The sequence below is a fragment of the Paenisporosarcina sp. P4_B8 genome (assembly GCF_056402175.1).
On the sequence record NZ_JBFUHX010000007.1, the window covers coordinates 132,965 to 155,421 of the forward strand.

Genomic DNA, 22,457 nt, shown 5'->3' on the forward strand with positions numbered 1-22,457 from the left:
TCCTAATAACTTGTTATTTTCTATAAAAAGATTAACAATCCTTGTTTAACCAAGCCCGATGTACGTCTATTAAAGTACACGTTAGTTTAAAAATACCATAAAAAAAGCGATCTCCGGAGAGACCGCTTTGATGATTTAGATTATTGAGTGATGATTTCTTCGATTAATTTTGGTGCTTTGGTTGGTTCTTTTGAGAACTCAATATATTTGTACAATATCTCCATAACTTGTTCCACATTTTGAGTGTTAGCGTGGATTGTTGCAAGGGACTCGCCCTCTTTAACCGCGTCGCCAACTTTTTTGTGAAGAACGATGCCGACTGCCAAATCAATTTCAGATTCTTTTGTCGCACGTCCCGCTCCAAGAATCATAGCAGCTGTACCAATTTCGTCAGCTTCAATGAAAGAGATAAATCCGCTTTCTTTTGAAGGCACTTCAAACGTATATTGAGCTTGCGGCAACAATTCTGGTGAGTCTACAACAGCTGGATTTCCACCTTGACCTTCAATGAAATTTTTCAGGATTTCAATCGCAGATCCATTTTCAATCACTTCAAGAAGCATACCGCGTGCTTCTTCCAAATCTTTTGCTTTGCCACCGACAACGACCATTTGACTTCCTAGGACCATGCATAGTTCTGTTAAATCTTCAGGACCTTTGCCTCGAAGTGTATCAATCGCTTCTTTCACTTCTAGTGAATTACCAATTGCAAACCCTAAAGGTTGGCTCATATCAGAGATAATAGCCATTGTTTGGCGACCTACGTTGTTGCCGATCTGCACCATCGCTGTTGCTAGGGCACGTGCGTCTTCAACAGTTTTCATGAACGCGCCTTCGCCTGTTTTCACGTCAAGAACGATGGCATCTGCACCTGCTGCGATTTTCTTACTCATAATCGAGCTTGCGATTAACGGAATGCTGTTAACAGTTCCCGTAACATCACGAAGCGCATATAATTTTTTGTCTGCAGGAGTCAAATTACCACTTTGACCGATTACGGCAAGCTTCATTTCATTAACTTGTTTCGTAAATTGTTCAGTCGTCAATTCAACATGGAAGCCTTCAATTGCTTCCAGTTTGTCAATCGTACCACCTGTATGACCTAGGCCACGTCCACTCATTTTAGCAACTGGCACACCACATGCTGCCACTAAAGGTCCAAGCACTAATGTAGTTGTGTCACCCACGCCTCCAGTTGAATGCTTATCCACTTTAATACCTTCAATGCCAGACAAGTCAATCTGATCGCCTGACTCTACCATAGCAATTGTTAAATCTGCACGTTCGCGATCGTTCATGTCCTGGAAGTAAATAGCCATCATTAAAGCACTTACTTGATAATCGGGAATGCTTCCGTTTGTATATTGCTCAATGAAAAAACGAATTTCTTCAGTTGTTAATTCCGCGCCATCACGTTTTTTTTCAATTAAATCAACCATTCTCATGAATATTCACCTATCCTTCAGTTTAAGTGGGAAAGGAAACTGCGGCCAAATTTAGGCATAGAAACATTAAAGTTTTCCGCAATTGTCGCCCCTATATCGGCAAATGTTTCGCTTAGTGGAAGTTCTTTGCCTTCCGTAAAGCGAGGTGAATAAGCCAGCACCGGTACAAATTCACGTGTATGATCCGTACCTGGGAAGGTAGGGTCATTTCCGTGGTCCGCTGTGATAATTAGTAAATCGTCATTAGTCAAAGCATCCAACACTTCAGGCATACGTGCATCGAAAGCTTCCAATGCTTCTCCGTAACCAATTGGATCACGGCGGTGACCATACAATGCGTCAAAATCCACAAGATTCAAGAAACTGATACCATGGATATCTCTTTTCACGACTTCAGCCAACTTGTCCATTCCGTCCATATTATCTTTTGTACGCAATGACTCAGTTACACCTTCATTGTTGAAAATATCCGAGATTTTACCAATGGCAATCACATCATAATTTTCATCTTTTAATTCGTTCATCACTGTACGTTCAAACGGTTTCAACGCATAGTCATGACGATTCGTTGTACGCTTGAATTCACCAGGTTGTCCGATGAATGGACGTGCAATAACGCGTCCTACTAAAAACTCGGGTTCAAGTGTTAATTCGCGTGCAATTTCACAGATTTTATATAGTTCTTCTAAAGGGATAATTTCTTCGTGAGCAGCAATTTGCAATACTGGATCTGCAGACGTATAAACGATAATTGCACCTGTTTCCATATGCTCTTGTCCTAACTCGTCCAAGATTTCCGTACCACTTGCTGGTTTATTGCCAATGACTTTACGTCCTGTCTTTTCTTCCAAAGCATTGATTAATTCATCAGGAAATCCGTCTGGGTACACTTTAAACGGTTGATTAATGTTAAGCCCCATGATTTCCCAGTGACCTGTCATTGTATCTTTACCTACTGACGCTTCCTGCATTTTCCCATAATAAGATGAAGGAATCGTTACAGGCTGAATTCCTTGGAATGGACGAATATTGGAAAGTCCCATTTTTTCAAGGTTTGGCATGTTCAAGCCATTCATTTTTTCTGCAATATGTCCCAGTGTATCGGAACCTGTGTCTCCGAAAGATTGGGCATCTGGTGCTTCGCCAATTCCAACGGAGTCTAGAACAACTAAGTGAATGCGTTTAAATGATTTATGTGTCATACATATCCTCCTTCAACTTCTATTCATATCTTATCAAACGTTTGGAAAAAATACACGTCAGACTTCTGACGAATTAAGTCGAATTATGCACGCGGATGAAATTGTTTATACACATCTTTCAAACGGGTTTTACTGACATGCGTATAAATCTGAGTCGTTGAGATGTCTGCATGTCCTAGCATTTCCTGTACAGCGCGTAAATCTGCTCCATTTTCAATTAAATGTGTGGCAAATGAATGGCGCATCGTATGAGGCGTAATATCATTTTGAATGCCCGCTTGCATAGCGTATTCTTTCATAAGCTTCCAGACACCTTGTCTGGTCAAACCTTTTCCTCGTTGGTTAACAAAAATAACTTCGGTGCGATGTGTTGGTTTAATCAGTTTTGGACGACCTTCTTTTAAATATTGTTCACATGCTGCCAGTGCTGTTCGTCCAAGAGGAATGATTCTCTCTTTTCCGCCTTTACCGAAGCATCGAACAAATCCCATCGTTAAATGTAAATCTTCCATATTTAATGTAATACATTCACTTATCCGCATTCCCGTCCCGTAAAGAATCTCGAGCAATGCACGATCCCGTAGCCCTTGAGGTTTCCCCAAGTTGGGTGCCGCAATCAATTCCTCTACTTCTTCAATTGACAATATTTTCGGAAGTGTACGATCCATTTGTGGCATTTCCAAGTGGACCGAGGGATCTGAACCGGATACTTTTTCCCGCAGTAAAAACTGATGGAATGACCGGATTGACGAAATATGACGGGCTAATGTTCGCGAAGATTTACCACTCGTCTTTAACGCTTGCAAGTGAGAAAGAATATGAATTCGCTCTACGTCATTCAAAGTGGATAAATTCTGTACTTTAGAAAGGTCCTTAATATATGCAAGTAAATCTCGTTCGTACGAAGTTAAAGTATTGGTTGATAATTGTCTTTCTACACGTAGAAAATGAAGATAATCTGCGACTGCATCTTGCATTTCTTTCATAATGATACCTCCCTGTAAAAACACTTTTATGTATATATATGGTCAATATATTTTTATTAATGAGAACGTAAAAAAGGATAGCAATTCTGCCATCCTTTTGTTTTACAGTATAACATGTCTGTGTCGAGCTAGAAGCGATGTTTTCCGCTTTTCTGTTACTCAGACTCTTCTTTTTCATCGTTGGTATCGTGGCAGCGCCAACAAATACCATGGAACGTCAACCTGTGGTCTTTAATACGGAAATTCCATCTTTTTTCAACAATGGCTTCCACATCTTCCAGCAAGTCCTCCTGGATTTCATCTACGGCTCCACATTCAATACATACGAGATGGTGATGGAAGTGTGCTGCACCTTCCTGACGCAAGTCGTATCTTGAAACGCCGTCTCCAAAGTTAATTTTATCGACAACTTTTAATTCGGTAAGAAGTTCAAGTGTTCGATATACTGTTGCAAGTCCAATATCAGGTGCTTTATTTTTAACGAGAAGATATACATCTTCTGCGCTCAGATGATCTTCTTCATTTTCAAGAAGCACTCTAACTGTCGCTTCACGCTGTGGCGTCAGTTTATAGCTCGCACCATGAAGCTGCTTTTTTATCCGGTCAATACGGCTCTCCATGTGACGCCCCCCCAAACTTCCTTCATTATACCAAATTGGTCTTTCCCATTACAAGATAGAGAAAGTTAACCAAATGATAATAATTATAATCTAAAATTGATTATAAACCATGAATATAAGGAAGGACAAACAATTCAAGTCCAATTAATACAATATAGATTAAACTTAGTACGCCGATACCTTTAAAACTGCGGCCTTGTTTGAATTGATTATACGATGGTGGTGGGACAAGTAAAAATCCAATCAGTAGTAATAAAGAACAATAAATTAACTGGAATGGGAACCACCATAATGCATAAGCCCAAAATTCTGTTTCCTGTGCAATTAAAAAACCTGAGCAAATTCCCCAAAAAACAGCTCTCATTGTACCTATTAATAGAATGGTATATTTCAGGATTAAATGAGTAGCAAAAAGAAGGAATAATAAAATCGTAACGAGTTGTGGGAGAATTGAATCAAAACCACTTGGTATGTTTTCATTTAAAAGTCTTGGGTCTATCCAATGTATGACTCTTTCAACTTGATCAAAAGGCATTTTTGAATACAGCCATAACCCACCTAAATAACCGATGACTAGCAATCCTAGTAAATAAAATATTGGGAAAGAGCGAGTCAACATCCGCCACCTACCTTTCATAGAGTAGCTTATGCGTGTCCCACTATCAATCATTCATCGATTTTGTAAATATTCCTTAGCCCAAAGAACACTATATGCTGTTTTTGCATCAAAGATTTGGCCAGACTTCATCATTCCTTCTGCTTCTTCTAAGGTTGCCTCGATTATTTCAACAAACTCATCTTCATCCAGTGATGCCGCGTTTTCAATTTTTGACAATCCTTCTGCCACATATAGGTGAATAACTTCGTCTGCAAAGCCCGGAGAAGTTGCGAACGATTGAATGTGTGTCAATTTCTCACAACCGTACCCTGTTTCTTCTTCCAGTTCTCTTCTTGCCGTTACTTCCGGCTCTTCTCCTGGCTCTAGTTTCCCTGCAGGCGTCTCAATCAGAGAACGTTCGAGCGCTTTTCGATATTGCTCGACAAAGACAATTTTACCCTCGTCTGTAATCGGTACAATGGCAACCGCTCCAGGGTGTTTAACCAATTCACGCTTCGAAGTCATACCATTTGGCAATGTTACTTCATCCACTCGAAGAGAAATAACTTTCCCTTCATAAATCGGTGTTGACGATATAGATTTCTCTTCATATTTTTTCATATTTTTCGCCCTTTCTGTTTGTCTATTTTCAAAGACAATTGTACCATGTATGAAATGAGGAGGCTGACTGATGAATAAACGCGAACTTGGACAAAGTGGAATAATGGTATCGGAAATCGGACTGGGTTGTATGTCTCTTCCGACAAATCAACGTGAAGCCCAACTAATAGTGGATGCAGCCATTGAACATGGAATTACATACTTTGATACAGCGGATTTATATGATAAAGGTAAAAATGAAGATGTTGTTGGACACGCTCTGAAAGGTAAACGACAAGACATCATTTTGGCTTCGAAGGTGGGTAACAAGTGGAATGAAGATGCTTCAGGTTGGTCGTGGGATTCATCAAAGTCATATATCACGTCTCAAATTAAAGAAAGTCTACAAAGGCTTCAAACCGATTATTTAGATCTATATCAATTACACGGAGGCACGATGGTAGATGATTTAGAAGAAGCAGTCGATGCTTTTGAATCTTTAAAAAAAGAAGGTTTAATTCGAGCATACGGCATTTCATCCATACGCCCGAATGTCATTCACCGTTTCCTACGTAACGGTAAAGCAAGCTCTGTCATGATGCAATACAGCATGTTAGACCGCAGACCCGAAGAATGGTTTGACATGATTGCATCACATAGTGCTTCTGTTGTCACCCGGGGTTCTCTCGCAAAAGGTCTGCTTACGCCAGATGCATTGAAACGTGCCGAAAAATCGGATGGATACGGAGAATACAAAAAAGAAGCTTTAATAGAAACACTTTCACAACTCACTCAAACCACTCAATATCTTCATAGTGCGGCCTTGGCATTTGTTCTTCAATACGACCAAGTGTCCGCTATCTTAGCAGGAGCAAGCTCAGCAAATCAATTAGAGGAAACGATGCAAGCATATCATCAACCTACGACCCCTGAGCAACTAGCACACTTGAAGGAATACTTAAGAGCAGATATTTACAAAGACCATCGCCTTTAAAAGTCGTTATAATTCTAAATCTCGCCTTTATAGATTGAAACCTACCTATTTGTTAAAACGTATACATATGGATTCAAGGAGGCGATATGAATGACTAAGTTTATTGATGACTTTGCCGGTGCACTATATGATATCTTCAATTTTGCGTTAAGGAGTATATGTTATTTTATCGCAGGCATGATTATCGTTGGCGTCCCTCTTTACTTAATTGCAATGATTTTTGATATTTTTAATTAAATAGTTCGCTGATGATGGCAAAACAAAAAGGACTTCAAAAATTCGAAGTCCTTTTTTCTTAAAATTTATTACCCTTCATTCCATACTCATCTAGAAGTTCAGCAAAGGATTTGTTTTTCTCTTTTTGTTTACGATCAAATTCAGCTTGCGCCAGGCGTTCTTCTTCCTGTTGACGCTCTGTATCCTGTAACTGCTTTTTAGCTAACTTCAGTTTTTCAAGCACATCCCCTTGCAGTTGATCAGACAATGTGTTGCCTGACGATTGTTCAGATCGCTCAGGTTGTCTGCGTTGTTGCTGTTGTTGTTTCTTTTTTGCCATCTTTTTTCACCTTCTACCTATGCTCTTTTCACAATTGTAGCGACACCTTGTCCGCCACCAATACATAAAGTTGCTAACCCTGTCTTCGCATCTTGTCTAGCCATTTCATGAAGCAGAGATACGAAAATACGTGCACCACTCGCGCCGATTGGATGTCCTAGAGCGATTGCACCACCATTAACATTCAGCTTGTCATGATCAAATGCAAGCTCGCGATCTACAGCAATTGATTGTGCTGCAAAAGCTTCATTTGCTTCCACTAAGTCAATATCCGCCATTGATAGGCCTGATTTTTCAAAAACATTTTTCACTGCTTTAACAGGGCCAATTCCCATAACGGATGGATCAACACCCGCTGATGCATTCGCTACAATCGTTGCTAATGGTGTTAAACCTAACTCATCTGCTTTTTCTTTAGACATGACGATAACCGCTGCTGCTCCGTCGTTAATACCGGAAGCATTCCCAGCAGTGACACTGCCTTCTTTTTTAAACGCTGGTCGCAATTTACCTAACTTCTCTGCTGAAGTCCCACGTTTTGGATATTCGTCCGTATCAAATACGATTGGGTCTCCTTTGCGTTGTGGAATTTCGACAGCAACGATTTCTTCTTTAAATTTCCCACCGTCTATCGCCTGAACCGCACGTTCCTGTGAACGAGCTGAGAATTCATCTTGTTGTTCACGTGTAATTTCGTAACGGTCACATAAATTTTCTGCTGTTATGCCCATATGATAATCATTGAAAGCACACCATAAGCCGTCAGAAATCATGCTATCCACCACTTTTTGGTCGCCCATTCGGAAACCTTCACGCGCATTTTTCAACAAATACGGGGCTTGGCTCATGTTTTCCATTCCACCTGCCACAACAATGTCCGCATCTCCTGCGATAATAGCCTGTGTTGCCAAATGAATCGCTTTCAATCCTGATCCACACACTTTATTAATTGTCATGGAAGGAATTGTTTCATGAAGACCTGCAAGAATCGAGGCTTGTCTAGCAGGGTTCTGTCCCAACCCAGCTTGCAAAACATTCCCCATGATGACTTCACTCACTTGATTTGGTTCTATACCCGCTTTTTCTAATGCTTCTTTTATGACAATCGCACCTAACTTTGTAGCCGGCACGTCTTTTAATGATCCTTGGAATGAACCTATTGCTGTACGGACAGCACTTACTACAACTACTTCTCTTGTTGACATTGAAAATCCCCCTAATCCCCTAAGAAAATATATTTGCTAGCACCCCTATCTCATCATTACAATAGAATGAAGGAGGGATGATATGTTTAGTTTACCAAACAATGTGACAATTATCGAGGTCGGTCCAAGAGATGGTCTTCAGAATGAGAAAAATGAGGTTTCAACCGAAAATAAGCTTGCATTTATTCAAGCATTACAAACAGCTGGAATAGAAGAAATGGAAATCACTTCGTTTGTATCTCCAAAATGGGTCCCACAAATGGCCGATGCAACCGAGATTGTACAAGGGGTTCACAAGCAAGGACGTCAAATCGTGCTAACACCCAACTCTAAAGGAGTGGAACGTGCACTTTCTGCAGGAGCAAAAAATGTAGCAGTTTTTGTAGGTGTCAGTAATACATTCAATTTAAAGAACATAAATAAAACAACGGAGCAAAGCATGCAGGAACTAAAACCTGTTATCATCGATTTAAAACAACAAGGAATTTTTGTTCGGGCATGTATCTCTACGGCTTTTTATTGTCCGTATGAAGGGAAAATCGACATTAATGAAACGCTGGCTTTATGCAAAGAGTTCGCAAGCTGGGGTATTGACGAACTTAGTGTTGCCGATACAATCGGCATGGCGAATCCACAGGAAAGTTATGAATTATTCACTTTACTGATTCGCGAAATTCCACAAATTTTGATGAATGCGCATTTCCACGACACACGAAAAATGGGCTTAGCAAATATTTATGCGGCTCTTCTTGCAGGTGTAACACGATTCGATACATCAGCTGGTGGACTGGGCGGTTGTCCTTTTGCGCCCGGGGCAACAGGAAATGTAGCAACTGAAGATGTCGTGAATATGTTACATACAATGGGAGTAAACACAGGAATTGATCTGAATAAATTATGTAAAGCGGTTTCTATTATAGCTCCTCACGTTTCGAGACCGATAGATACGGGCATGTTTAGATTATACGAATTAAATCAAGCATAGGAGGATTTCCCATGAAGCGTCGCATTCTTTGGATCACCAGTATTCTCTCGAGTATTATGACCGCAGGAGCGGCGATTTTTGGTTTTGTGTTTACAAACCGACTCATGTATCTGAAGAAAAAAGATGATGCGTTTATTTTAAATCGTGAAATTACTGCGAAAAGATTCGATGAGGCTTGGTTCAATATAGTACGAAAAACGGAGAAATGGATTGACAGCCCTAATGGATACCCGGTTAAAGCAATTTTCCTGGAACCTTTGGACACAAATAACTTCGTCGTCATTTGTCACGGTGTCACAGAAAACAAAATAAATTCAGTAAAATATGCCCGTCTCTTTGAACGGCTGGGTTTTAATTCAGTTGTATATGATCATCGTAGGCATGGTGATTCTGGGGGGAAAACAACGAGTTTCGGTCACTATGAAAAAATGGATTTACAGGCAATAGTCAACGCAGTTAAAAACTATGCCGGTGAAGATGCAATCATTGGGATTCATGGGGAGTCGATGGGCGCCGCTACAACCATTCTGTATGCTGGAACTTTGGAAGATCAAGCTCATTTTTATATATCTGATTGTGCGTTTTCAGATTTTACCGATCAACTGCTGTACTTAATGAAAAAAGAAACACCACTTCGTTCAAGTCTTGCAATAAAATTGGCGGATGTCTTTTTACGGGTACGAGACGGATATTCCATGAAACTTGTATCACCTAGAGAAGCAGTATCTCATATCGAGAAACCGGTCTTATTCATTCATAGTTTACCTGACGATTTCATTTTGCCTGAAATGACTAAAGAACTGTATGAGTTGAAGCAAGGACCAAAACAATTAAAACTATTTGAAATTGGTCCCCATGCACAGTCATATAATCAAAATGCTGAGGAATATGAAAAAACAGTCGCAGAATTCCTTCACACCTATGATCTTTTACCAACATTATAAAAACATAAGTCGGATTACCTATCAGAACTAGATATAATAACCAATAAAAAATAGCACTCGCGGAGTGCTATTTTTTATTTTTGCATTTTATTCATTTGGTTCATCATTTGTTTCACTTGTTTTTCAGATGGTTTACGACCCATTTGAGCCATCATCATGCGAAGCATTTGTTCATTGATTGGTGGGTTCTCTTTTAAATACTTCATCATATATTGACGGGCGCCATAAAAACCGATTACAGCTCCACCTACTAACGCCACGATGATTAAAGTAATTGCTAACCATAATTGCATTGTTGTTTTCCCCCTTCTCGGTGTTTAACCTTACTTTCTATCTCCAAGAAGGATTATACAACAAAACCCTTCTCCTTACTAGGCGAAGTCCAGAATTTCTGTAAATGAATGAATGGATCCTACTTTGATTGGCTTAAGCCAGCCAAAGGATGCTTCTTCTTGCTGGAAAGCCATATAGCAATCACTAGAATCGGAAAACCCTGCAAATAAATCCAAATCAAGCATATGGGACCCCTTACACCACACATGTACACAATATGGTTCAAACTTCATTTGAATGGTGCCTTTTAATGGATGTTCAAGCAACAGTTTATGCATAGCCTGTTCGTTATGCGAAAACAAACGACTAAGTTTTCTCTCCAAACTTTGCTTGATGAATTCTTCATCTATTTTCTCGCACACATATGTCATCTCATTATGATCCTGGTTACTTTGCAAATTGTCTCTTCCCAGTATTTCCTGAAGCATTTTTTCCCGGCCTAAAACGAAAGGTTGGTATGCTTTTTTAATGTGAAAAATTTTATATGTGCGCATATGTTAAACCCCCACTTTTTTTATTAAGTATAAAGGGTGCACTTCGCTAAAGTTGTCGAACTGCGATTCTGCTTGGTCACTTTTATTGACGAAAAAAAACAAGTAGAGGCGAATGCACACTACTTGTTTTTTCATTATTTATTCAATAAAGATTTCACACGCGCTACTACGTTTTCTTTAGAGAAACCAAACTCTTTCATAACGATTTCTCCTGGTGCACTTGCACCAAAACGATCGATTCCTAATACACTGCCTTCGTCACCTGTGTAACGTTCCCAGCCAAATGATACGCCCATTTCGATAGCCAAACGTTTTTTGACCGTTTTCGGCAAGACACTATTTTTATATTCGGCATCTTGCTGTTCAAAGCGATCCCATGACGGCATCGAAATAACTGCTACATCAATTCCTTCTTCTGCTAACAGTTGTTGTGCATCCACAGCAAGTGAAACTTCAGAACCCGTTGCTAAGAGCAATGCGTCTGCCAGTTCTTTGTTTGCAGGAGAAACAACATAAGCTCCTTTTGCAACACCTTCAGCTGCTCGAGCAGCAGAGTGTTCTAGAACCGGTAAGTTTTGTCTAGATAAAATCAACGCTGTTGGCACTGATTTAGATGAAACAGCTAATTTCCAAGCTTCTGCCGATTCGTTGGCATCTGCCGGACGAATGACGGACAAGTTTGGCATAGCACGCAATGATGCCAATTGTTCAACCGGCTCATGCGTTGGACCATCTTCTCCAACTGCAATACTGTCATGTGTAAATACATAAGTAACAGGAAGTCCCATTAATGCTGATAAACGTACAGCTGGTCGTACATAATCGCTGAATACGAAGAATGTACCGCCAAATACGTGTAAACCACCATGTAGGGCCATACCGTTCAAGGCAGCACCCATCGCAAATTCACGAACACCGAACCAAATGTTACGGCCTTCGTACGAGTCGCTTGAGAAATCACCCGCACCTTTGATTGTCGTCTTATTTGAACCAGCTAAATCCGCACTTCCTCCGAAGAATGAAGGGACAGTTTTTGCGATTGCATTCAAAACGTCACCAGAAGATGAACGAGTTGCATGAGAAGTACCAACTTCATAAACTGGAATTTCTGAATCGTAATTTTCAGGAAGATCCCCTTTAATTGCAAGCTCCAACTGTTGTGCAAGCTCTGGATATTCTGATTTATAAGATGCAAATTGTTCGTTCCAAGAAGCTTCATTTGCTCCGCCAAGTTTTTCAGCTGACTCTTTAAAAGCAGCATAAACTTCTTCCGGTACATGGAAGTCTTGCTCGAAAGTCCATTTGTAGCTTTCTTTTGTAAGCAGTGCCTCATCTTTACCTAATGGCGCGCCGTGAACATCTGATTTACCAGATTTGTTTGGAGAGCCAAAACCAATGACTGTTTTCACTTCAATAAGAGTTGGTTGTCCTTTATGGTTTTTAGCCGTTTCAATAGCATTTGAAAGATCTTCTAGTGAATTCCCATCCGCTACATGCAAATAGTTCCAACCATAAGACTCAAAGCGTTTCTGAATTTTTTCAGAGAAAGATTTATTCAAATCCCCGTCCAACGAGATATCATTACTGTCGTACAATACAATTAGTTTATCCAATTGCAAGTGTCCTGCTAGTGAAATGGCTTCCGCAGCAACACCTTCCATTAAGTCCCCATCACCACATAAAGCATAAGTGTAATGATCTACAACTTCATGGTTCGGTTTATTGTAAACCGCAGCTAAATGGCGCTCAGCCATTGCCATACCAACTGACATAGCTATCCCTTGTCCAAGTGGTCCTGTTGTAGCTTCAACTCCAGCAGTATGACCGTATTCAGGATGTCCTGGTGTTTTAGAATTCCATTGTCGGAAGTTTTTAAGCTCTTCCATTGGTAAATCATAACCACCTAAGTGCAATAAGCTATAAAGCAACATGGAACCATGGCCCGCAGATAATACAAAACGGTCACGATTAAACCAGTTAGGATTTTCCGGATTATGACGTAAATGTTTCGTCCAAAGAGTATAAGCCATAGGGGCTGCACCCATTGGTAAACCTGGATGACCTGAATTTGCTTTTTCAATCGCATCGATTGATAACGTGCGGATAGTACTGATGGCTAAATGATCTACGTGTTGAGACATACTTGACATCCTTTCTGATACAGAAGTTTTCTTCATTCCTTAGTGTAGTCAACTTTTGATAAACTGACAACGGTTAGCAAATGTTGATTTAATTCAGAAATTTCTTTTCTTTTAACGCTTTCACTTTATCTGGTGTAACATCATTGCCTTCTGGATCAACCACTTTAACATTTTCAATGGTACTTCTCATGGATGAACGAAACGTTTCAAGATATTCTTTTCGTAAGGACGTTTGTTCTTTCGCTTCTTCTATAGTAAGACCCACAGACTTGGATTTTTTGGACAATTCATTAATTCGTGAAATTTTATCAGGAGATAACATTCAAAACACACCTTTCTTCTAATAACCTTATTAAAAGGTATGCAAAAAAGACTTGGAGCGCAAGTATTTAGCCTCCAAGTCTTTCTTTATACTCAATATATCTTCGATGAACTGTGGCTTTGCTCACAGGAAAACCGAAACCTCTCAGTGTCGAAGCAATTTCTTCATAGGTCAGTCCGTTATTTCGCAATTTCACAATTTCTTCGATAGGAATATCTTTTCGTTCTCTTCCTTCTGGATTCCCTTGATCTCTGAGATTATTTTCAGGCTTGAAACCGTGTTCTACTGCCCTTCTCATCCCTCTACGAATTTTCGCATTATGCAATTTTCGTTGGTATTCTTCTACCAGCGCTAAAATTTCCAACATCATCGTATCCATTTCATTCAATCGGATTGAACCGCCATCGTTTAAAGAAATAACTTGAACCTCTAATTTTTTTAGCATATGTAAAATAGCCATTCGTGAATTACCTCGTCCCAACCTTGTCTCATCCTGAATTAAAACGGTTGAAATTGAATGTTGTTTTACATAATCCAGTAAATCAAGCAATCCTTCTCGTTCTACAGAGTAACCACTATGTTGATCAATGAATACGTCCCAGACAAAATAATTCTGTTCAAGAGCGAACTGGCGTAATTCTTCTTCTTGGCGGGACAGCGACGTCTCCTGAGCCTCTTTTTCCGTACTGACACGGCAATATAATACAACGGAATTAGAATTATCCATCACTCTGTGTCTCCCGCATATTCCACTCCATGATCTGGTGCGTATTGTTGTAGAGAGTCTGGAATAATTAAAGAATCACCTGAATGAATCATTTGTGAATTTAGGTTGTTTGCTACCATCACTTCAGAAATCCAATCCTGTTTTGGTGTATTACCACGATATTTTTCAGATAGCGTCCAGAGTGTATCTCCATCTTTTATGTAGATTTCATTGTAAGATTCCTCATGGTTAACATTAAAGTGCACAAAAAATAGTGTGCAACCCAAAGTTACTGCTATTAATAAAGAAATAAATTGATTGTTTTTTATCCAATTCATGTTGTTTCCTCCTCGAACCGAATGTTTGTTCGGAATATATGCTCTCACTATAAACCGAACACTTGTTTCTTGTCAACAATAATTAGAACCTATGTTTGCATTTTTATAGTCGGATTGTTATAATACTCTTAGATGAAAGAGACAACCATTTAGGTGAAGAGGTGAACTAGTTGAAAAAAGTTTCGAAACGACAAGAAGATATATTAGCTTTTATAAAAGATGAAGTTCGAAAAAAAGGGTATCCACCTTCCGTACGTGAAATCGGCGAAGCGGTTGGACTTGCTTCTAGCTCGACAGTTCATGGTCACTTAGCTCGATTGGAAAGCAAAGGATTAATAAGACGCGACCCTACAAAGCCACGTGCTATTGAAATTTTAGAGCTTGATAACGTCACAGAAATACGACCAAACGTTGTTAATGTGCCTTTAATCGGTAAAGTTACTGCAGGATTGCCTATTACTGCCATTGAAAATATTGAAGAGTTCTTCCCTCTTCCTGAGACTTTCGGAACTTCAGAAGACAATCTCTTCATGCTGGAAATTATGGGAGATAGTATGATAGAAGCCGGAATTTTAAATGGTGACTATGTTGTCGTGAAACAGCAGCAAACTGCAAATAATGGTGATATCGTTGTTGCCATGACTGAAGATGATGAAGCTACTGTTAAACGGTTCTTTAAAGAAAAATCATATTTCCGCCTTCAACCTGAAAACTCATCAATGGAGCCAATAATCGTTGAACAAGTTTCGATACTTGGTAAAGTCGTTGGGGTTTATCGTCAAATCCATTAAATTATTAATAAAAGGCTGATCCATTTGTCTAATGCATAGACTTTGGATTAGCCTTTTTTGTGAAGTTATATCAATTGTATGTAAATCTTAGTTGAATTATCACTCTTAAAATAATCTTGTAGACTTATGGTGTCTATGCTATACTAGTAAATGAGCCGATATCACGCCGACTGACATTTTCATCTTCAGTCGGCCTTTTTGTGCACTTTTTTTGTGTTAAACTAAATTTCCGAAATTTTAATAGTTTACTTTAACCCTTTATCCTTTAAATACTGTGTATTTCTTCTTGCTTTAAAACGAACATCATTGTTCTTCCACCAGGCCCACATAGATGCTGCAAAAGTAATGAAAGCCGTAATCTCCGTATCACTGATGGGCAATGGACTATTGCCTTTTATGACCAAATATTGATTGAGCCAAGCTAATAAAAGAACTACTGTCCGAACGATCATCATTTTATCAAACGGAGCGTGATTATTTGTTTCGCTCACAAGTAAACCTCCTTATTATTTTGGTGTTAGCTCATCATATGACAATAAGTTGGGAGCTAGTATTAATTCCCTTATTTTTTTGAAATAAAAATGGGTATTTCTTTTGATTCCACTAAAAAAATTCATAAAAAGACGAAAAACGCCCCCTATTTATGGAGGCGTTTTTCGTCTTTTGTTTAATTATGTTGTCGCTTTATCAGCTTTTTTTATTTGTTTACTTCTTAACTGACCACATGCAGCATCAATATCTGCACCTTGTTCATGTCGTACTCCACAGTTAATTCCTTTTTTCTTTAGTGCATCGTAAAACGCACTGATAGCTTCTGGCGTACTTTGTTGATATTGTCCGTGCTCATCAACCGGGTTATAAGGAATTAAATTGACATATGAAAGGTGACGCTTGTTTTCAAGCAATTTGGCTAGTTTCACCGCTTCTTCCACATGATCGTTTACATCGCGTAACAGGATATATTCAAATGTAATTCGTCGGTTTGTTTTTTCTAAATAGTAATCAATCGCATCCATTAATTTTTCAATTGGATAAGCTTTATTGATTTTCATGATTCGTGTTCGCAATTCATTTGTCGGTGCATGAATTGAAATTGCGAGGTTAACCTGCAAACCTTCGTCAGCGTAGTCATAAATTTTAGGAACAATACCACTTGTTGATACGGTGATATGACGCGCACCAATCGCAAGTCCTTTTTGTGAGTTTACTACATTTAGGAAACTCATCAAATTTGAATAGTTATCAAAAGGTTCGCCAATTCCCATTACAACAATATGGCTCACTCTCTCGTCTTTTTTCACTGTATCCAAATGTTGCTGAACTTTCATGATTTGCTCCACAATTTCTCCTGAAGATAAATCACGACTCTTTTTCAGTAAACCACTTGCACAAAAACTACATCCGATGTTACATCCAACTTGCGTCGTCACACAGACTGATAAGCCATACTTGAATCTCATCAGAACAGTTTCAATTAAATTTCCATCTTTCATTTTAAACAGGAATTTAATGGTACCGTCTGCTGATTCCTGCTTAACGCTTTGTTCTAGTGTATAAAGAACGAAGTTTTCTTCCAGTAAATGAATACATTCTTTACTGATGTTTGCCATTTGTGAAAACTCAGTAATACGCTTTATATATAACCAATCCCAAATTTGCTCTGCTCGGTATTTTTTTTGTCCGTTATCTAAAAGCCATGCTGTCAGCTGTTCCAATGTCAATCCAAAAATAGATGTTTTCATTTGATATCCTCTTTTCATAAAACAAAATCAGTACTCATTCTACTAGAAACAAGCGAACATAACAACTGATTGAATTTTCAATGATACTTTCTTTCATTATGAACTTAAACACATTCTTTATTCTCGAATGACTTTTATCCACTTTATTAACAAAACCCTACTGAATAATAAGTAGGGTTTTGTCAATGCTTATTTTATATGTGCTTTAATCCACCAGTCGATATGATTTAGATCAAATTGAAGGATAACGCTTATAGGACTTATGTGAAGTACTTCTTTTCGCGCTATAAGATCGATTGGGTAATTTACTGAATCGAAATAAGCCATCAAACTTTTGACACCTTTGACTTTTCGCATTTAATCACCTCCCACTAAACCCTCCTTTATCAACAAAAGAGGGCTTAGTGAAAGTTACTAAATGATTTAATCATATTATTTAATACCCGAACTCTGAACATTTAATCCTATTTTTAATGCTTTCCTTGTGAAAAGGCTAGGTCATTAACACCTAAAAAGAAGTAATGTCCATTAAGAATAAAACCTTCTATACAGAGCAAATTAGATTCTAGGAGGTGAACATCCATGAGTAAAAACAACAAAAAAACATTGAATGAAAGAACGCATAACCCCTTTGGAACCTACAAAACTCCCAACAATCAGAAAGAAGAATTTGCTGTTACAGAATTTGATTCTCACCCTAAAAATATTGTTAACAACAAAAACAAGAATCAACAAACCAAMAAGAAAAATAAATAATACGATTTAAAGGTGAGACCTATATGGTATCTCAACCCAATTTATGTTGTATCCCAAATATGCAAAATTATTGCATATCTTTCAAGTACTTTTTTCCGTAAAAAAAAAACGTTGGAAGTCTTAAAGACTCCAACGTTTTTTCTTAGTACATTTTCAAATATTGTTCGCGCTCCCATGGGTGTACGGATGTACGGAACATATCCCATTCAATTTCTTTTGAATCCACGAAGTTAGCGTAGATGTGCTCGCCTAAAGCTTCACGTATCGTACTATTTTTTTCAAGTTCTTCTAAAGCTAGATGTAAATTAGCAGGAAGATCCTCTACACCATTTGCAAGACGTTCTTCTTTATTCATTACATAAATGTTGCGATCAACTGCTTTTGGTGGAGTTAGTTTGTTTTTCACTCCATCAAGACCAGCTTTTAATATTACTGCCATTGCTAAGTAAGGGTTAGCAGCTGGATCCACTGAACGCACTTCTACGCGTGTACTTACTCCGCGTGAAGATGGGATACGGATTAGTGGGCTACGGTTTTGTGCAGACCATGCAACGTAACATGGAGCTTCGTATCCAGGTACTAGACGTTTGTAAGAATTTACTGTCGGATTAGTAATCGCTGTAAATCCTTGAACGTGTTTCAGAATACCTGCCATGAATTGATAAGCTGTTTCACTTAACTTCAGGTCACCCGTCTCGTCAAAGAACGCATTCTCTTTACCTTTGAATAATGAAACGTTCATATGCATCCCTGATCCATTCACACCAAACAATGGTTTAGGCATGAATGTCGCATGCAATCCGTGTTTACGGGCAATTGTTTTAACAACTAATTTAAACGTTTGAATATTATCACATGCAGTTACAGCATCTGCATATTTAAAGTCAATTTCATGTTGACCTGGAGCTACTTCGTGATGGGAAGCTTCGATTTCAAAGCCCATTTCTTCTAATTCTAGAACGATATCACGTCGGCAGTTCTCCCCTAAATCCATTGGAGCTAAGTCAAAATAGCCACCAGCGTCATTTAGTTCAAGCGTAGGCTCACCGTGTTCATCTAATTTGAATAAGAAAAATTCTGGCTCTGGCCCTAAATTGAAATCTGTAAAGCCTAACTCTTCCATTTCTTTTAATACACGTTTTAAGTTACTGCGGGGATCTCCTGGGAATGGTGACCCATCAGCTTTATTTACGTCACAGATCAATCTTGCAACTTTCCCTTTACCAGTAATCCACGGGAAGACTACCCATGTGTTCAAATCTGGCACTAAATACATATCAGACTCTTCAATTCGTACGAAACCTTCGATTGAAGAACCATCAAACATCATTTTATTGTCGAGAGCTTTCTCAAGCTGGCTTACAGGTATCTCAACATTTTTAATCGTCCCAAGAATATCAGTAAATTGTAAACGGATAAAATTAACCTCTTGCTCTTTAACAAACTTATGAATGTCGCCTTTTGTGTACTTGCTCACTTCTTGTCACTCTCCCAATTATTATTTATATATTTATAATGCTCGTTTAATGGTAAAAACGAGATAAATCCCCTTGTCTTAAAGAAGCCTTCTGATATCTTCCTGCCTGTTGCATTTCCATACGTAAGATATTACGTAATTCAGCATCCGTTAATTGAGCTTTCGCTTCCTGGATAATTGGTTGGTTTTTCATTTCAAACAATTTCTTTATTCCAGCCATATTGATTCCTTGCTCAAGAAAATCTTTGATTTCAAGTAGAGTGTCGACATCAATCAATGAAAACATTCGTCGATTACCTTCAGTACGGGCAGGATGTATCAAATCATGATCCTCATAATAGCGAATTTGCCGTGCAGTCAACTCTGTCAGCTGCATGACGATGCTAATTGGTAATAATGGCATTGACCTTCTTAATTGCTGACTCACAAAGCTCACCTCCACTTTCACAAGTCTTATCATAATATATGTGAGGTTTCCTGTCAAGTGCATGTCATATTATCTAACATGAAAAAAATCCTCCAAAATAGGAGGACGATTTTATTTTTCAAGATCTTCTGATTGCAATTGTTGTACCGCTGACAGAATCGCGAATTTCACATGTTCATATGTTAATCCACCTTGGATATATGCTGTATAGGGAGGTCTGATGGGACCGTCTGCTGTTAATTCGATACTTGAGCCTTGAATAAAAGTACCAGCAGCCATAATGACATCATCTTCATATCCTGGCATATATGCGGGCTCGGGTGCGAAATGTGCATTAATTGGAGAATTGGCTTGAATAGCTTTGCAAAAACGTATCATTTGTTCAGCCGTTTTAAAAGATACGGACTGGATGAGGTCCGTGCGTTTTTCCATGTAATTAGGAGACGTATCCATGCCGATGTTTTCAAGCATCGCTGAAGTAAAGATGGCACCTTTGACCGCTTGTGCAACAACATGTGGTGCCAAGAAAAATCCTTGATACATATCAGCTAATGTATTCAAGGATGCGCCCGCCTCTCCTCCTATACCCGGAGAAGTCATGCGGTAAGCACACATATCTACATATTTTTTTCTACCAGCTATATATCCTCCGATTTTCGCAAGTCCACCACCTGGATTTTTAATAAGGGACCCTGCCATCAAATCGACTCCAACGTTAGTCGGTTCAAGCTCTTCTACAAATTCCCCATAACAGTTATCGACAAAAATAATAGCTTGCGGTTTTAAGGCCCGAATTTTTTTTGTCATCACTTCAATTTGTTCAATGGTAAACGACGGGCGGTTTGCATACCCTTTTGAACGTTGAATTGCTATGACTTTCGTTTTCTCAGATATGGCCAGTTCCACTTTAGTCCAATCGATTTGTCCGTCTTCTTGTAAATCGACATGTTGATAGGAGATATTAAAGTCCTTTAATGACCCCGTGTCCTTTTCTCCCCCATCTACAATTGATTGCAATGTATCATATGGCTTACCTGTTATATATAATAGTTCGTCACCAGGACGGAGCACGCCAAATAAACTGATTGTTATAGCATGTGTTCCGGAAATAATCTGTGCTCTGACGAGTGCTGCCTCGCTCCCGAATACTTCAGCATAAACTCTTTCCAGATTGTCTCTTCCTTCATCATCGTAGCCATACCCAGTCGAAGGATGTAAATGAAAATCGCTGACTTGATTATTGCGAAATGCAGTGATAACTTTCTCCTGATTGAAAAAAGCGATATGATCCGCCGCTTCTTGTTGAGCAGAAACGAGTTGTTCCATTTGCTTGGCTTCATTTAATAATTTTGGTGTCAAAATTGTTCGAAATGTCATGATATATGCCTCAATTCTTCTATTTTCCTTTTTCATCTTATCAGTCCCACTACTATCGTCAACTAATTATATTGATAGCTGGCTGAAAAGTATTGTAATTGACTGAAAATCTGCTACAATTTAATCCGTTCTATTGAATTCTGGAGGAATGTGAAGTGGCTTGGGAAGTATTAAGTATTATTGGAACAATTGCGTTCGCGGTTTCTGGTGCAATTGTTGCCATGGAAGAAGAATATGATTTATTCGGGGTGTATTTACTTGGAATTGTAACAGCCTTTGGTGGTGGAGCAATTCGAAATTTACTTATAGGTGTACCGGTATCTGCACTTTGGGAGCAGGAAATGATGTTCCAAATTGCCCTTATTGCAATTACCGCAGTCTTCTTATTCCCACAAAACTTATTGAAACATTGGAATCGTTGGGGAAATTTCTTCGATGCAATCGGCTTGTCTGCTTTTGCCATTCAAGGTGCCTTGTTCGCTGTTCAGCTCGGATTGCCTCTTAATGCAACGGTAGTGGCTGCAGTCCTGACTGGTTCGGGTGGTGGTATTGTCCGTGATGTCCTAGCGAAACGAAAACCTTTAATCTTGCGAAATGAAGTATATGCAGTATGGGCAGCGATTACTGGATTAGTTATTGGGGTGGGACTAGCCGCAAGCGACGTATCACTTTATGTATTGTTCATGATTACAACAGCTTTACGTGTTGTTTCATATATGAATAAATGGCGCCTGCCATTTCGTTCTTTACAACAAACCGAAAAAACAGCTTAACTCATTATTCGAGTTAAGCTGTTTTTTTATAGTTCTACTTCACCTTTCCAATCCAGCATGCCACCAGAAAGGTTTGTTACGTCAAAGCCTTGTGATTCCAAGAACTGACAAGCTTGTCCACTGCGTCCACCAGAGCGACATACCATGACATATTCTTTCGTTTTATCTAATTCTTGGTGTTTATATTCAACTAACCCCAATGGTAAATGCTGCGCACCAGGAATCATACCGTTAGCAACTTCATCAGCTTCACGTACATCTATCATATGAACTGTTTCCCCTGCATCAAGTCTTGCTTGTAACTCTTCAGGTTGAATCGTTTTCATGTTTGTTCCTCCAATCAATTAAATACAACCCTTATGATATATCCTAGAGGGTATACAATCAAACAATTGATTATGCTTCGTCAGTGGAAATAGAAATTGCTTTCGCCGGTACAAACGTAGAAATAGCGTGTTTATAAATCATTTGCTGCTTTCCTTCTGATTCCAGCAACACTGTGAAATTATCATAAGATTTAATAAGTCCTTTTAGTTGGTAACCGTTTAATAAAAAGACCGTCACAAATATATTATTTTTTCTTACTTGATTTAAAAATGTATCTTGCATATTGATCGATTTCATTGTTTGGTTCCTCCAATTTCA

At 38.9% G+C, this 22,457-nt stretch carries 29 protein-coding genes; 7 read left to right on the forward strand and 22 right to left on the reverse strand.

Annotated elements, in window-relative coordinates; translation table 11 throughout:
- Positions 1-140: 140 nt before the first annotated feature.
- The 6 genes from AC1DSK_RS08940 to AC1DSK_RS08965 all read right to left on the reverse strand — a co-directional run bounded on the left by AC1DSK_RS08940 (position 141) and on the right by AC1DSK_RS08965 (position 5,472).
- The gene (locus AC1DSK_RS08940; protein WP_477547992.1) at positions 141-1,445 is read right to left on the reverse strand and encodes a pyrimidine-nucleoside phosphorylase; all 1,305 of its coding nucleotides are present in this window, start codon (positions 1,443-1,445) and stop codon (positions 141-143) included.
- Positions 1,446-1,462: 17 nt separating this feature from the next.
- Positions 1,463-2,647 (reverse strand): phosphopentomutase, encoded by a 1,185-nt coding sequence (gene deoB / locus AC1DSK_RS08945; RefSeq protein ID WP_477547993.1) that lies wholly within the window; start codon positions 2,645-2,647, stop codon positions 1,463-1,465.
- Positions 2,648-2,730: 83 nt separating this feature from the next.
- Positions 2,731-3,633: a site-specific tyrosine recombinase XerD gene (gene xerD, locus AC1DSK_RS08950; protein WP_477547994.1), complete on the reverse strand. Its 903-nt coding sequence runs from the start codon at positions 3,631-3,633 to the stop codon at positions 2,731-2,733.
- 155 nt (positions 3,634-3,788) lie between these two features.
- Positions 3,789-4,253 (reverse strand): ferric iron uptake transcriptional regulator, encoded by a 465-nt coding sequence (gene fur / locus AC1DSK_RS08955; RefSeq protein WP_477547995.1) that lies wholly within the window; start codon positions 4,251-4,253, stop codon positions 3,789-3,791.
- 100 nt (positions 4,254-4,353) lie between these two features.
- Positions 4,354-4,872 carry a hypothetical protein gene (locus AC1DSK_RS08960; RefSeq protein ID WP_477598183.1) on the reverse strand — a complete coding sequence of 173 codons (519 nt, stop codon included), beginning with the start codon at positions 4,870-4,872 and terminating at the stop codon, positions 4,354-4,356.
- A gap of 51 nt (positions 4,873-4,923) precedes the next feature.
- Positions 4,924-5,472, reverse strand: coding sequence for an NUDIX domain-containing protein (locus tag AC1DSK_RS08965; protein WP_477547997.1), 549 nt, complete (start codon positions 5,470-5,472; stop codon positions 4,924-4,926).
- A 70-nt stretch (positions 5,473-5,542) separates the two neighbouring features.
- On the opposite strand from AC1DSK_RS08965, the gene AC1DSK_RS08970 reads away from it, so the two are divergent.
- On the forward strand, positions 5,543-6,445 hold the full coding sequence (locus AC1DSK_RS08970) for an aldo/keto reductase (protein ID WP_477547998.1): 903 nt from the start codon (positions 5,543-5,545) through the stop codon (positions 6,443-6,445).
- Between the two features lie 90 nt (positions 6,446-6,535).
- Complete coding sequence (locus AC1DSK_RS08975; protein WP_477547999.1) at positions 6,536-6,682, forward strand: hypothetical protein; 147 nt, start codon at positions 6,536-6,538, stop codon at positions 6,680-6,682.
- Positions 6,683-6,740: 58 nt separating this feature from the next.
- Here the strand turns inward: AC1DSK_RS08975 and AC1DSK_RS08980 are convergent, their stop codons facing one another.
- Positions 6,741-7,001: a YqkE family protein gene (locus AC1DSK_RS08980; protein WP_016427470.1), complete on the reverse strand. Its 261-nt coding sequence runs from the start codon at positions 6,999-7,001 to the stop codon at positions 6,741-6,743.
- A gap of 17 nt (positions 7,002-7,018) precedes the next feature.
- Entirely contained in the window at positions 7,019-8,206 is a 1,188-nt protein-coding gene (locus AC1DSK_RS08985; protein WP_477548000.1) for an acetyl-CoA C-acetyltransferase, read from the reverse strand.
- 82 nt (positions 8,207-8,288) lie between these two features.
- Between AC1DSK_RS08985 and AC1DSK_RS08990 the strand changes: the two genes are divergently transcribed.
- Together AC1DSK_RS08990 and AC1DSK_RS08995 are read left to right on the forward strand one after the other, a co-directional pair.
- Positions 8,289-9,191, forward strand: coding sequence for a hydroxymethylglutaryl-CoA lyase (locus AC1DSK_RS08990; RefSeq protein WP_477548001.1), 903 nt, complete (start codon positions 8,289-8,291; stop codon positions 9,189-9,191).
- Positions 9,192-9,202: 11 nt separating this feature from the next.
- Positions 9,203-10,135 carry an alpha/beta hydrolase gene (locus AC1DSK_RS08995; RefSeq protein ID WP_477548002.1) on the forward strand — a complete coding sequence of 311 codons (933 nt, stop codon included), beginning with the start codon at positions 9,203-9,205 and terminating at the stop codon, positions 10,133-10,135.
- Between the two features lie 74 nt (positions 10,136-10,209).
- On the opposite strand, the gene AC1DSK_RS09000 is transcribed toward AC1DSK_RS08995, so the two are convergent.
- From AC1DSK_RS09000 to yneA, 6 genes are all read right to left on the reverse strand, one after another.
- Positions 10,210-10,428: a YneF family protein gene (locus tag AC1DSK_RS09000; protein ID WP_016427474.1), complete on the reverse strand. Its 219-nt coding sequence runs from the start codon at positions 10,426-10,428 to the stop codon at positions 10,210-10,212.
- 78 nt (positions 10,429-10,506) lie between these two features.
- Positions 10,507-10,962: a sporulation inhibitor of replication protein SirA gene (gene sirA, locus AC1DSK_RS09005; RefSeq protein ID WP_477548003.1), complete on the reverse strand. Its 456-nt coding sequence runs from the start codon at positions 10,960-10,962 to the stop codon at positions 10,507-10,509.
- 134 nt (positions 10,963-11,096) lie between these two features.
- Positions 11,097-13,103, reverse strand: a complete 2,007-nt coding sequence (tkt, locus tag AC1DSK_RS09010) for a transketolase (RefSeq protein WP_477548004.1) — start codon at positions 13,101-13,103, stop codon at positions 11,097-11,099.
- Between the two features lie 88 nt (positions 13,104-13,191).
- Positions 13,192-13,425 (reverse strand): DUF896 domain-containing protein, encoded by a 234-nt coding sequence (locus AC1DSK_RS09015; protein ID WP_269924832.1) that lies wholly within the window; start codon positions 13,423-13,425, stop codon positions 13,192-13,194.
- A gap of 67 nt (positions 13,426-13,492) precedes the next feature.
- A complete protein-coding gene (locus AC1DSK_RS09020; RefSeq protein ID WP_477548005.1) occupies positions 13,493-14,152 on the reverse strand; it encodes a YneB family resolvase-like protein in 660 nt (219 codons plus the stop codon).
- Positions 14,152-14,469: a cell division suppressor protein YneA gene (gene yneA, locus AC1DSK_RS09025; protein ID WP_477548006.1), complete on the reverse strand. Its 318-nt coding sequence runs from the start codon at positions 14,467-14,469 to the stop codon at positions 14,152-14,154. The genes AC1DSK_RS09020 and yneA overlap by 1 nt, the downstream gene beginning before the upstream one ends.
- Before the next feature lie 170 nt (positions 14,470-14,639).
- Between yneA and lexA the strand changes: the two genes are divergently transcribed.
- A complete protein-coding gene (gene lexA, locus AC1DSK_RS09030; protein ID WP_016427480.1) occupies positions 14,640-15,260 on the forward strand; it encodes a transcriptional repressor LexA in 621 nt (206 codons plus the stop codon).
- 245 nt (positions 15,261-15,505) lie between these two features.
- Here lexA and AC1DSK_RS09035 read toward each other — a convergent pair whose 3' ends face one another.
- The 3 genes from AC1DSK_RS09035 to AC1DSK_RS09045 all read right to left on the reverse strand — a co-directional run bounded on the left by AC1DSK_RS09035 (position 15,506) and on the right by AC1DSK_RS09045 (position 17,359).
- On the reverse strand, positions 15,506-15,751 hold the full coding sequence (locus AC1DSK_RS09035; RefSeq protein ID WP_016427481.1) for a phage holin: 246 nt from the start codon (positions 15,749-15,751) through the stop codon (positions 15,506-15,508).
- A 180-nt stretch (positions 15,752-15,931) separates the two neighbouring features.
- Positions 15,932-17,002 carry a dual-specificity RNA methyltransferase RlmN gene (gene rlmN / locus AC1DSK_RS09040; RefSeq protein WP_016427482.1) on the reverse strand — a complete coding sequence of 357 codons (1,071 nt, stop codon included), beginning with the start codon at positions 17,000-17,002 and terminating at the stop codon, positions 15,932-15,934.
- A 189-nt stretch (positions 17,003-17,191) separates the two neighbouring features.
- The gene (locus AC1DSK_RS09045) at positions 17,192-17,359 is read right to left on the reverse strand and encodes a hypothetical protein (RefSeq protein ID WP_477548007.1); all 168 of its coding nucleotides are present in this window, start codon (positions 17,357-17,359) and stop codon (positions 17,192-17,194) included.
- A 225-nt stretch (positions 17,360-17,584) separates the two neighbouring features.
- On the opposite strand from AC1DSK_RS09045, the gene AC1DSK_RS09050 reads away from it, so the two are divergent.
- Complete coding sequence (locus AC1DSK_RS09050) at positions 17,585-17,758, forward strand: hypothetical protein (protein WP_477598186.1); 174 nt, start codon at positions 17,585-17,587, stop codon at positions 17,756-17,758.
- Positions 17,759-17,900: 142 nt separating this feature from the next.
- Here the strand turns inward: AC1DSK_RS09050 and glnA are convergent, their stop codons facing one another.
- The 3 genes from glnA to AC1DSK_RS09065 all read right to left on the reverse strand — a co-directional run bounded on the left by glnA (position 17,901) and on the right by AC1DSK_RS09065 (position 21,039).
- Positions 17,901-19,235 (reverse strand): type I glutamate--ammonia ligase, encoded by a 1,335-nt coding sequence (gene glnA / locus AC1DSK_RS09055; protein WP_016427485.1) that lies wholly within the window; start codon positions 19,233-19,235, stop codon positions 17,901-17,903.
- Between the two features lie 46 nt (positions 19,236-19,281).
- Positions 19,282-19,662, reverse strand: coding sequence for a MerR family transcriptional regulator (locus tag AC1DSK_RS09060; protein ID WP_016427486.1), 381 nt, complete (start codon positions 19,660-19,662; stop codon positions 19,282-19,284).
- A 111-nt stretch (positions 19,663-19,773) separates the two neighbouring features.
- A complete protein-coding gene (locus AC1DSK_RS09065; RefSeq protein WP_477548008.1) occupies positions 19,774-21,039 on the reverse strand; it encodes a methionine gamma-lyase family protein in 1,266 nt (421 codons plus the stop codon).
- A 155-nt stretch (positions 21,040-21,194) separates the two neighbouring features.
- Here AC1DSK_RS09065 and AC1DSK_RS09070 point away from each other — a divergent pair, with 155 nt between their 5' ends.
- The gene (locus tag AC1DSK_RS09070; protein ID WP_477548009.1) at positions 21,195-21,812 is read left to right on the forward strand and encodes a trimeric intracellular cation channel family protein; all 618 of its coding nucleotides are present in this window, start codon (positions 21,195-21,197) and stop codon (positions 21,810-21,812) included.
- Positions 21,813-21,838: 26 nt separating this feature from the next.
- On the opposite strand, the gene AC1DSK_RS09075 is transcribed toward AC1DSK_RS09070, so the two are convergent.
- Together AC1DSK_RS09075 and hfq are read right to left on the reverse strand one after the other, a co-directional pair.
- Positions 21,839-22,138: a rhodanese-like domain-containing protein gene (locus AC1DSK_RS09075; RefSeq protein ID WP_477548010.1), complete on the reverse strand. Its 300-nt coding sequence runs from the start codon at positions 22,136-22,138 to the stop codon at positions 21,839-21,841.
- A 70-nt stretch (positions 22,139-22,208) separates the two neighbouring features.
- Positions 22,209-22,436, reverse strand: a complete 228-nt coding sequence (hfq, locus tag AC1DSK_RS09080; protein ID WP_477548011.1) for an RNA chaperone Hfq — start codon at positions 22,434-22,436, stop codon at positions 22,209-22,211.
- Positions 22,437-22,457: the final 21 nt, after the last annotated feature.

Bases quoted from the DNA above. Each gene is read 5' to 3' on its own strand.
- AC1DSK_RS09075 (WP_477548010.1), bottom strand. From the start codon at position 22,138: ATGAAAACGATTCAACCTGAAGAGTTACAAGCAAGACTTGATGCAGGG.
- AC1DSK_RS08975 (WP_477547999.1), top strand. From the start codon at position 6,536: ATGACTAAGTTTATTGATGACTTTGCCGGTGCACTATATGATATCTTC.
- hfq (WP_477548011.1), bottom strand. From the start codon at position 22,436: ATGAAATCGATCAATATGCAAGATACATTTTTAAATCAAGTAAGAAAA.
- rlmN (WP_016427482.1), bottom strand. From the start codon at position 17,002: ATGAAAACATCTATTTTTGGATTGACATTGGAACAGCTGACAGCATGG.
- AC1DSK_RS08995 (WP_477548002.1), top strand. From the start codon at position 9,203: ATGAAGCGTCGCATTCTTTGGATCACCAGTATTCTCTCGAGTATTATG.
- tkt (WP_477548004.1), bottom strand. From the start codon at position 13,103: ATGTCTCAACACGTAGATCATTTAGCCATCAGTACTATCCGCACGTTA.
- AC1DSK_RS09000 (WP_016427474.1), bottom strand. From the start codon at position 10,428: ATGCAATTATGGTTAGCAATTACTTTAATCATCGTGGCGTTAGTAGGT.
- AC1DSK_RS08980 (WP_016427470.1), bottom strand. From the start codon at position 7,001: ATGGCAAAAAAGAAACAACAACAGCAACAACGCAGACAACCTGAGCGA.
- AC1DSK_RS09045 (WP_477548007.1), bottom strand. From the start codon at position 17,359: ATGCGAAAAGTCAAAGGTGTCAAAAGTTTGATGGCTTATTTCGATTCA.
- AC1DSK_RS08985 (WP_477548000.1), bottom strand. From the start codon at position 8,206: ATGTCAACAAGAGAAGTAGTTGTAGTAAGTGCTGTCCGTACAGCAATA.
- AC1DSK_RS08970 (WP_477547998.1), top strand. From the start codon at position 5,543: ATGAATAAACGCGAACTTGGACAAAGTGGAATAATGGTATCGGAAATC.
- AC1DSK_RS09020 (WP_477548005.1), bottom strand. From the start codon at position 14,152: ATGGATAATTCTAATTCCGTTGTATTATATTGCCGTGTCAGTACGGAA.
- sirA (WP_477548003.1), bottom strand. From the start codon at position 10,962: ATGCGCACATATAAAATTTTTCACATTAAAAAAGCATACCAACCTTTC.
- AC1DSK_RS08965 (WP_477547997.1), bottom strand. From the start codon at position 5,472: ATGAAAAAATATGAAGAGAAATCTATATCGTCAACACCGATTTATGAA.
- yneA (WP_477548006.1), bottom strand. From the start codon at position 14,469: ATGAATTGGATAAAAAACAATCAATTTATTTCTTTATTAATAGCAGTA.
- AC1DSK_RS08940 (WP_477547992.1), bottom strand. From the start codon at position 1,445: ATGAGAATGGTTGATTTAATTGAAAAAAAACGTGATGGCGCGGAATTA.
- fur (WP_477547995.1), bottom strand. From the start codon at position 4,253: ATGGAGAGCCGTATTGACCGGATAAAAAAGCAGCTTCATGGTGCGAGC.
- AC1DSK_RS08990 (WP_477548001.1), top strand. From the start codon at position 8,289: ATGTTTAGTTTACCAAACAATGTGACAATTATCGAGGTCGGTCCAAGA.
- deoB (WP_477547993.1), bottom strand. From the start codon at position 2,647: ATGACACATAAATCATTTAAACGCATTCACTTAGTTGTTCTAGACTCC.
- AC1DSK_RS08960 (WP_477598183.1), bottom strand. From the start codon at position 4,872: ATGTTGACTCGCTCTTTCCCAATATTTTATTTACTAGGATTGCTAGTC.
- AC1DSK_RS09015 (WP_269924832.1), bottom strand. From the start codon at position 13,425: ATGTTATCTCCTGATAAAATTTCACGAATTAATGAATTGTCCAAAAAA.
- AC1DSK_RS09065 (WP_477548008.1), bottom strand. From the start codon at position 21,039: ATGACATTTCGAACAATTTTGACACCAAAATTATTAAATGAAGCCAAG.
- xerD (WP_477547994.1), bottom strand. From the start codon at position 3,633: ATGAAAGAAATGCAAGATGCAGTCGCAGATTATCTTCATTTTCTACGT.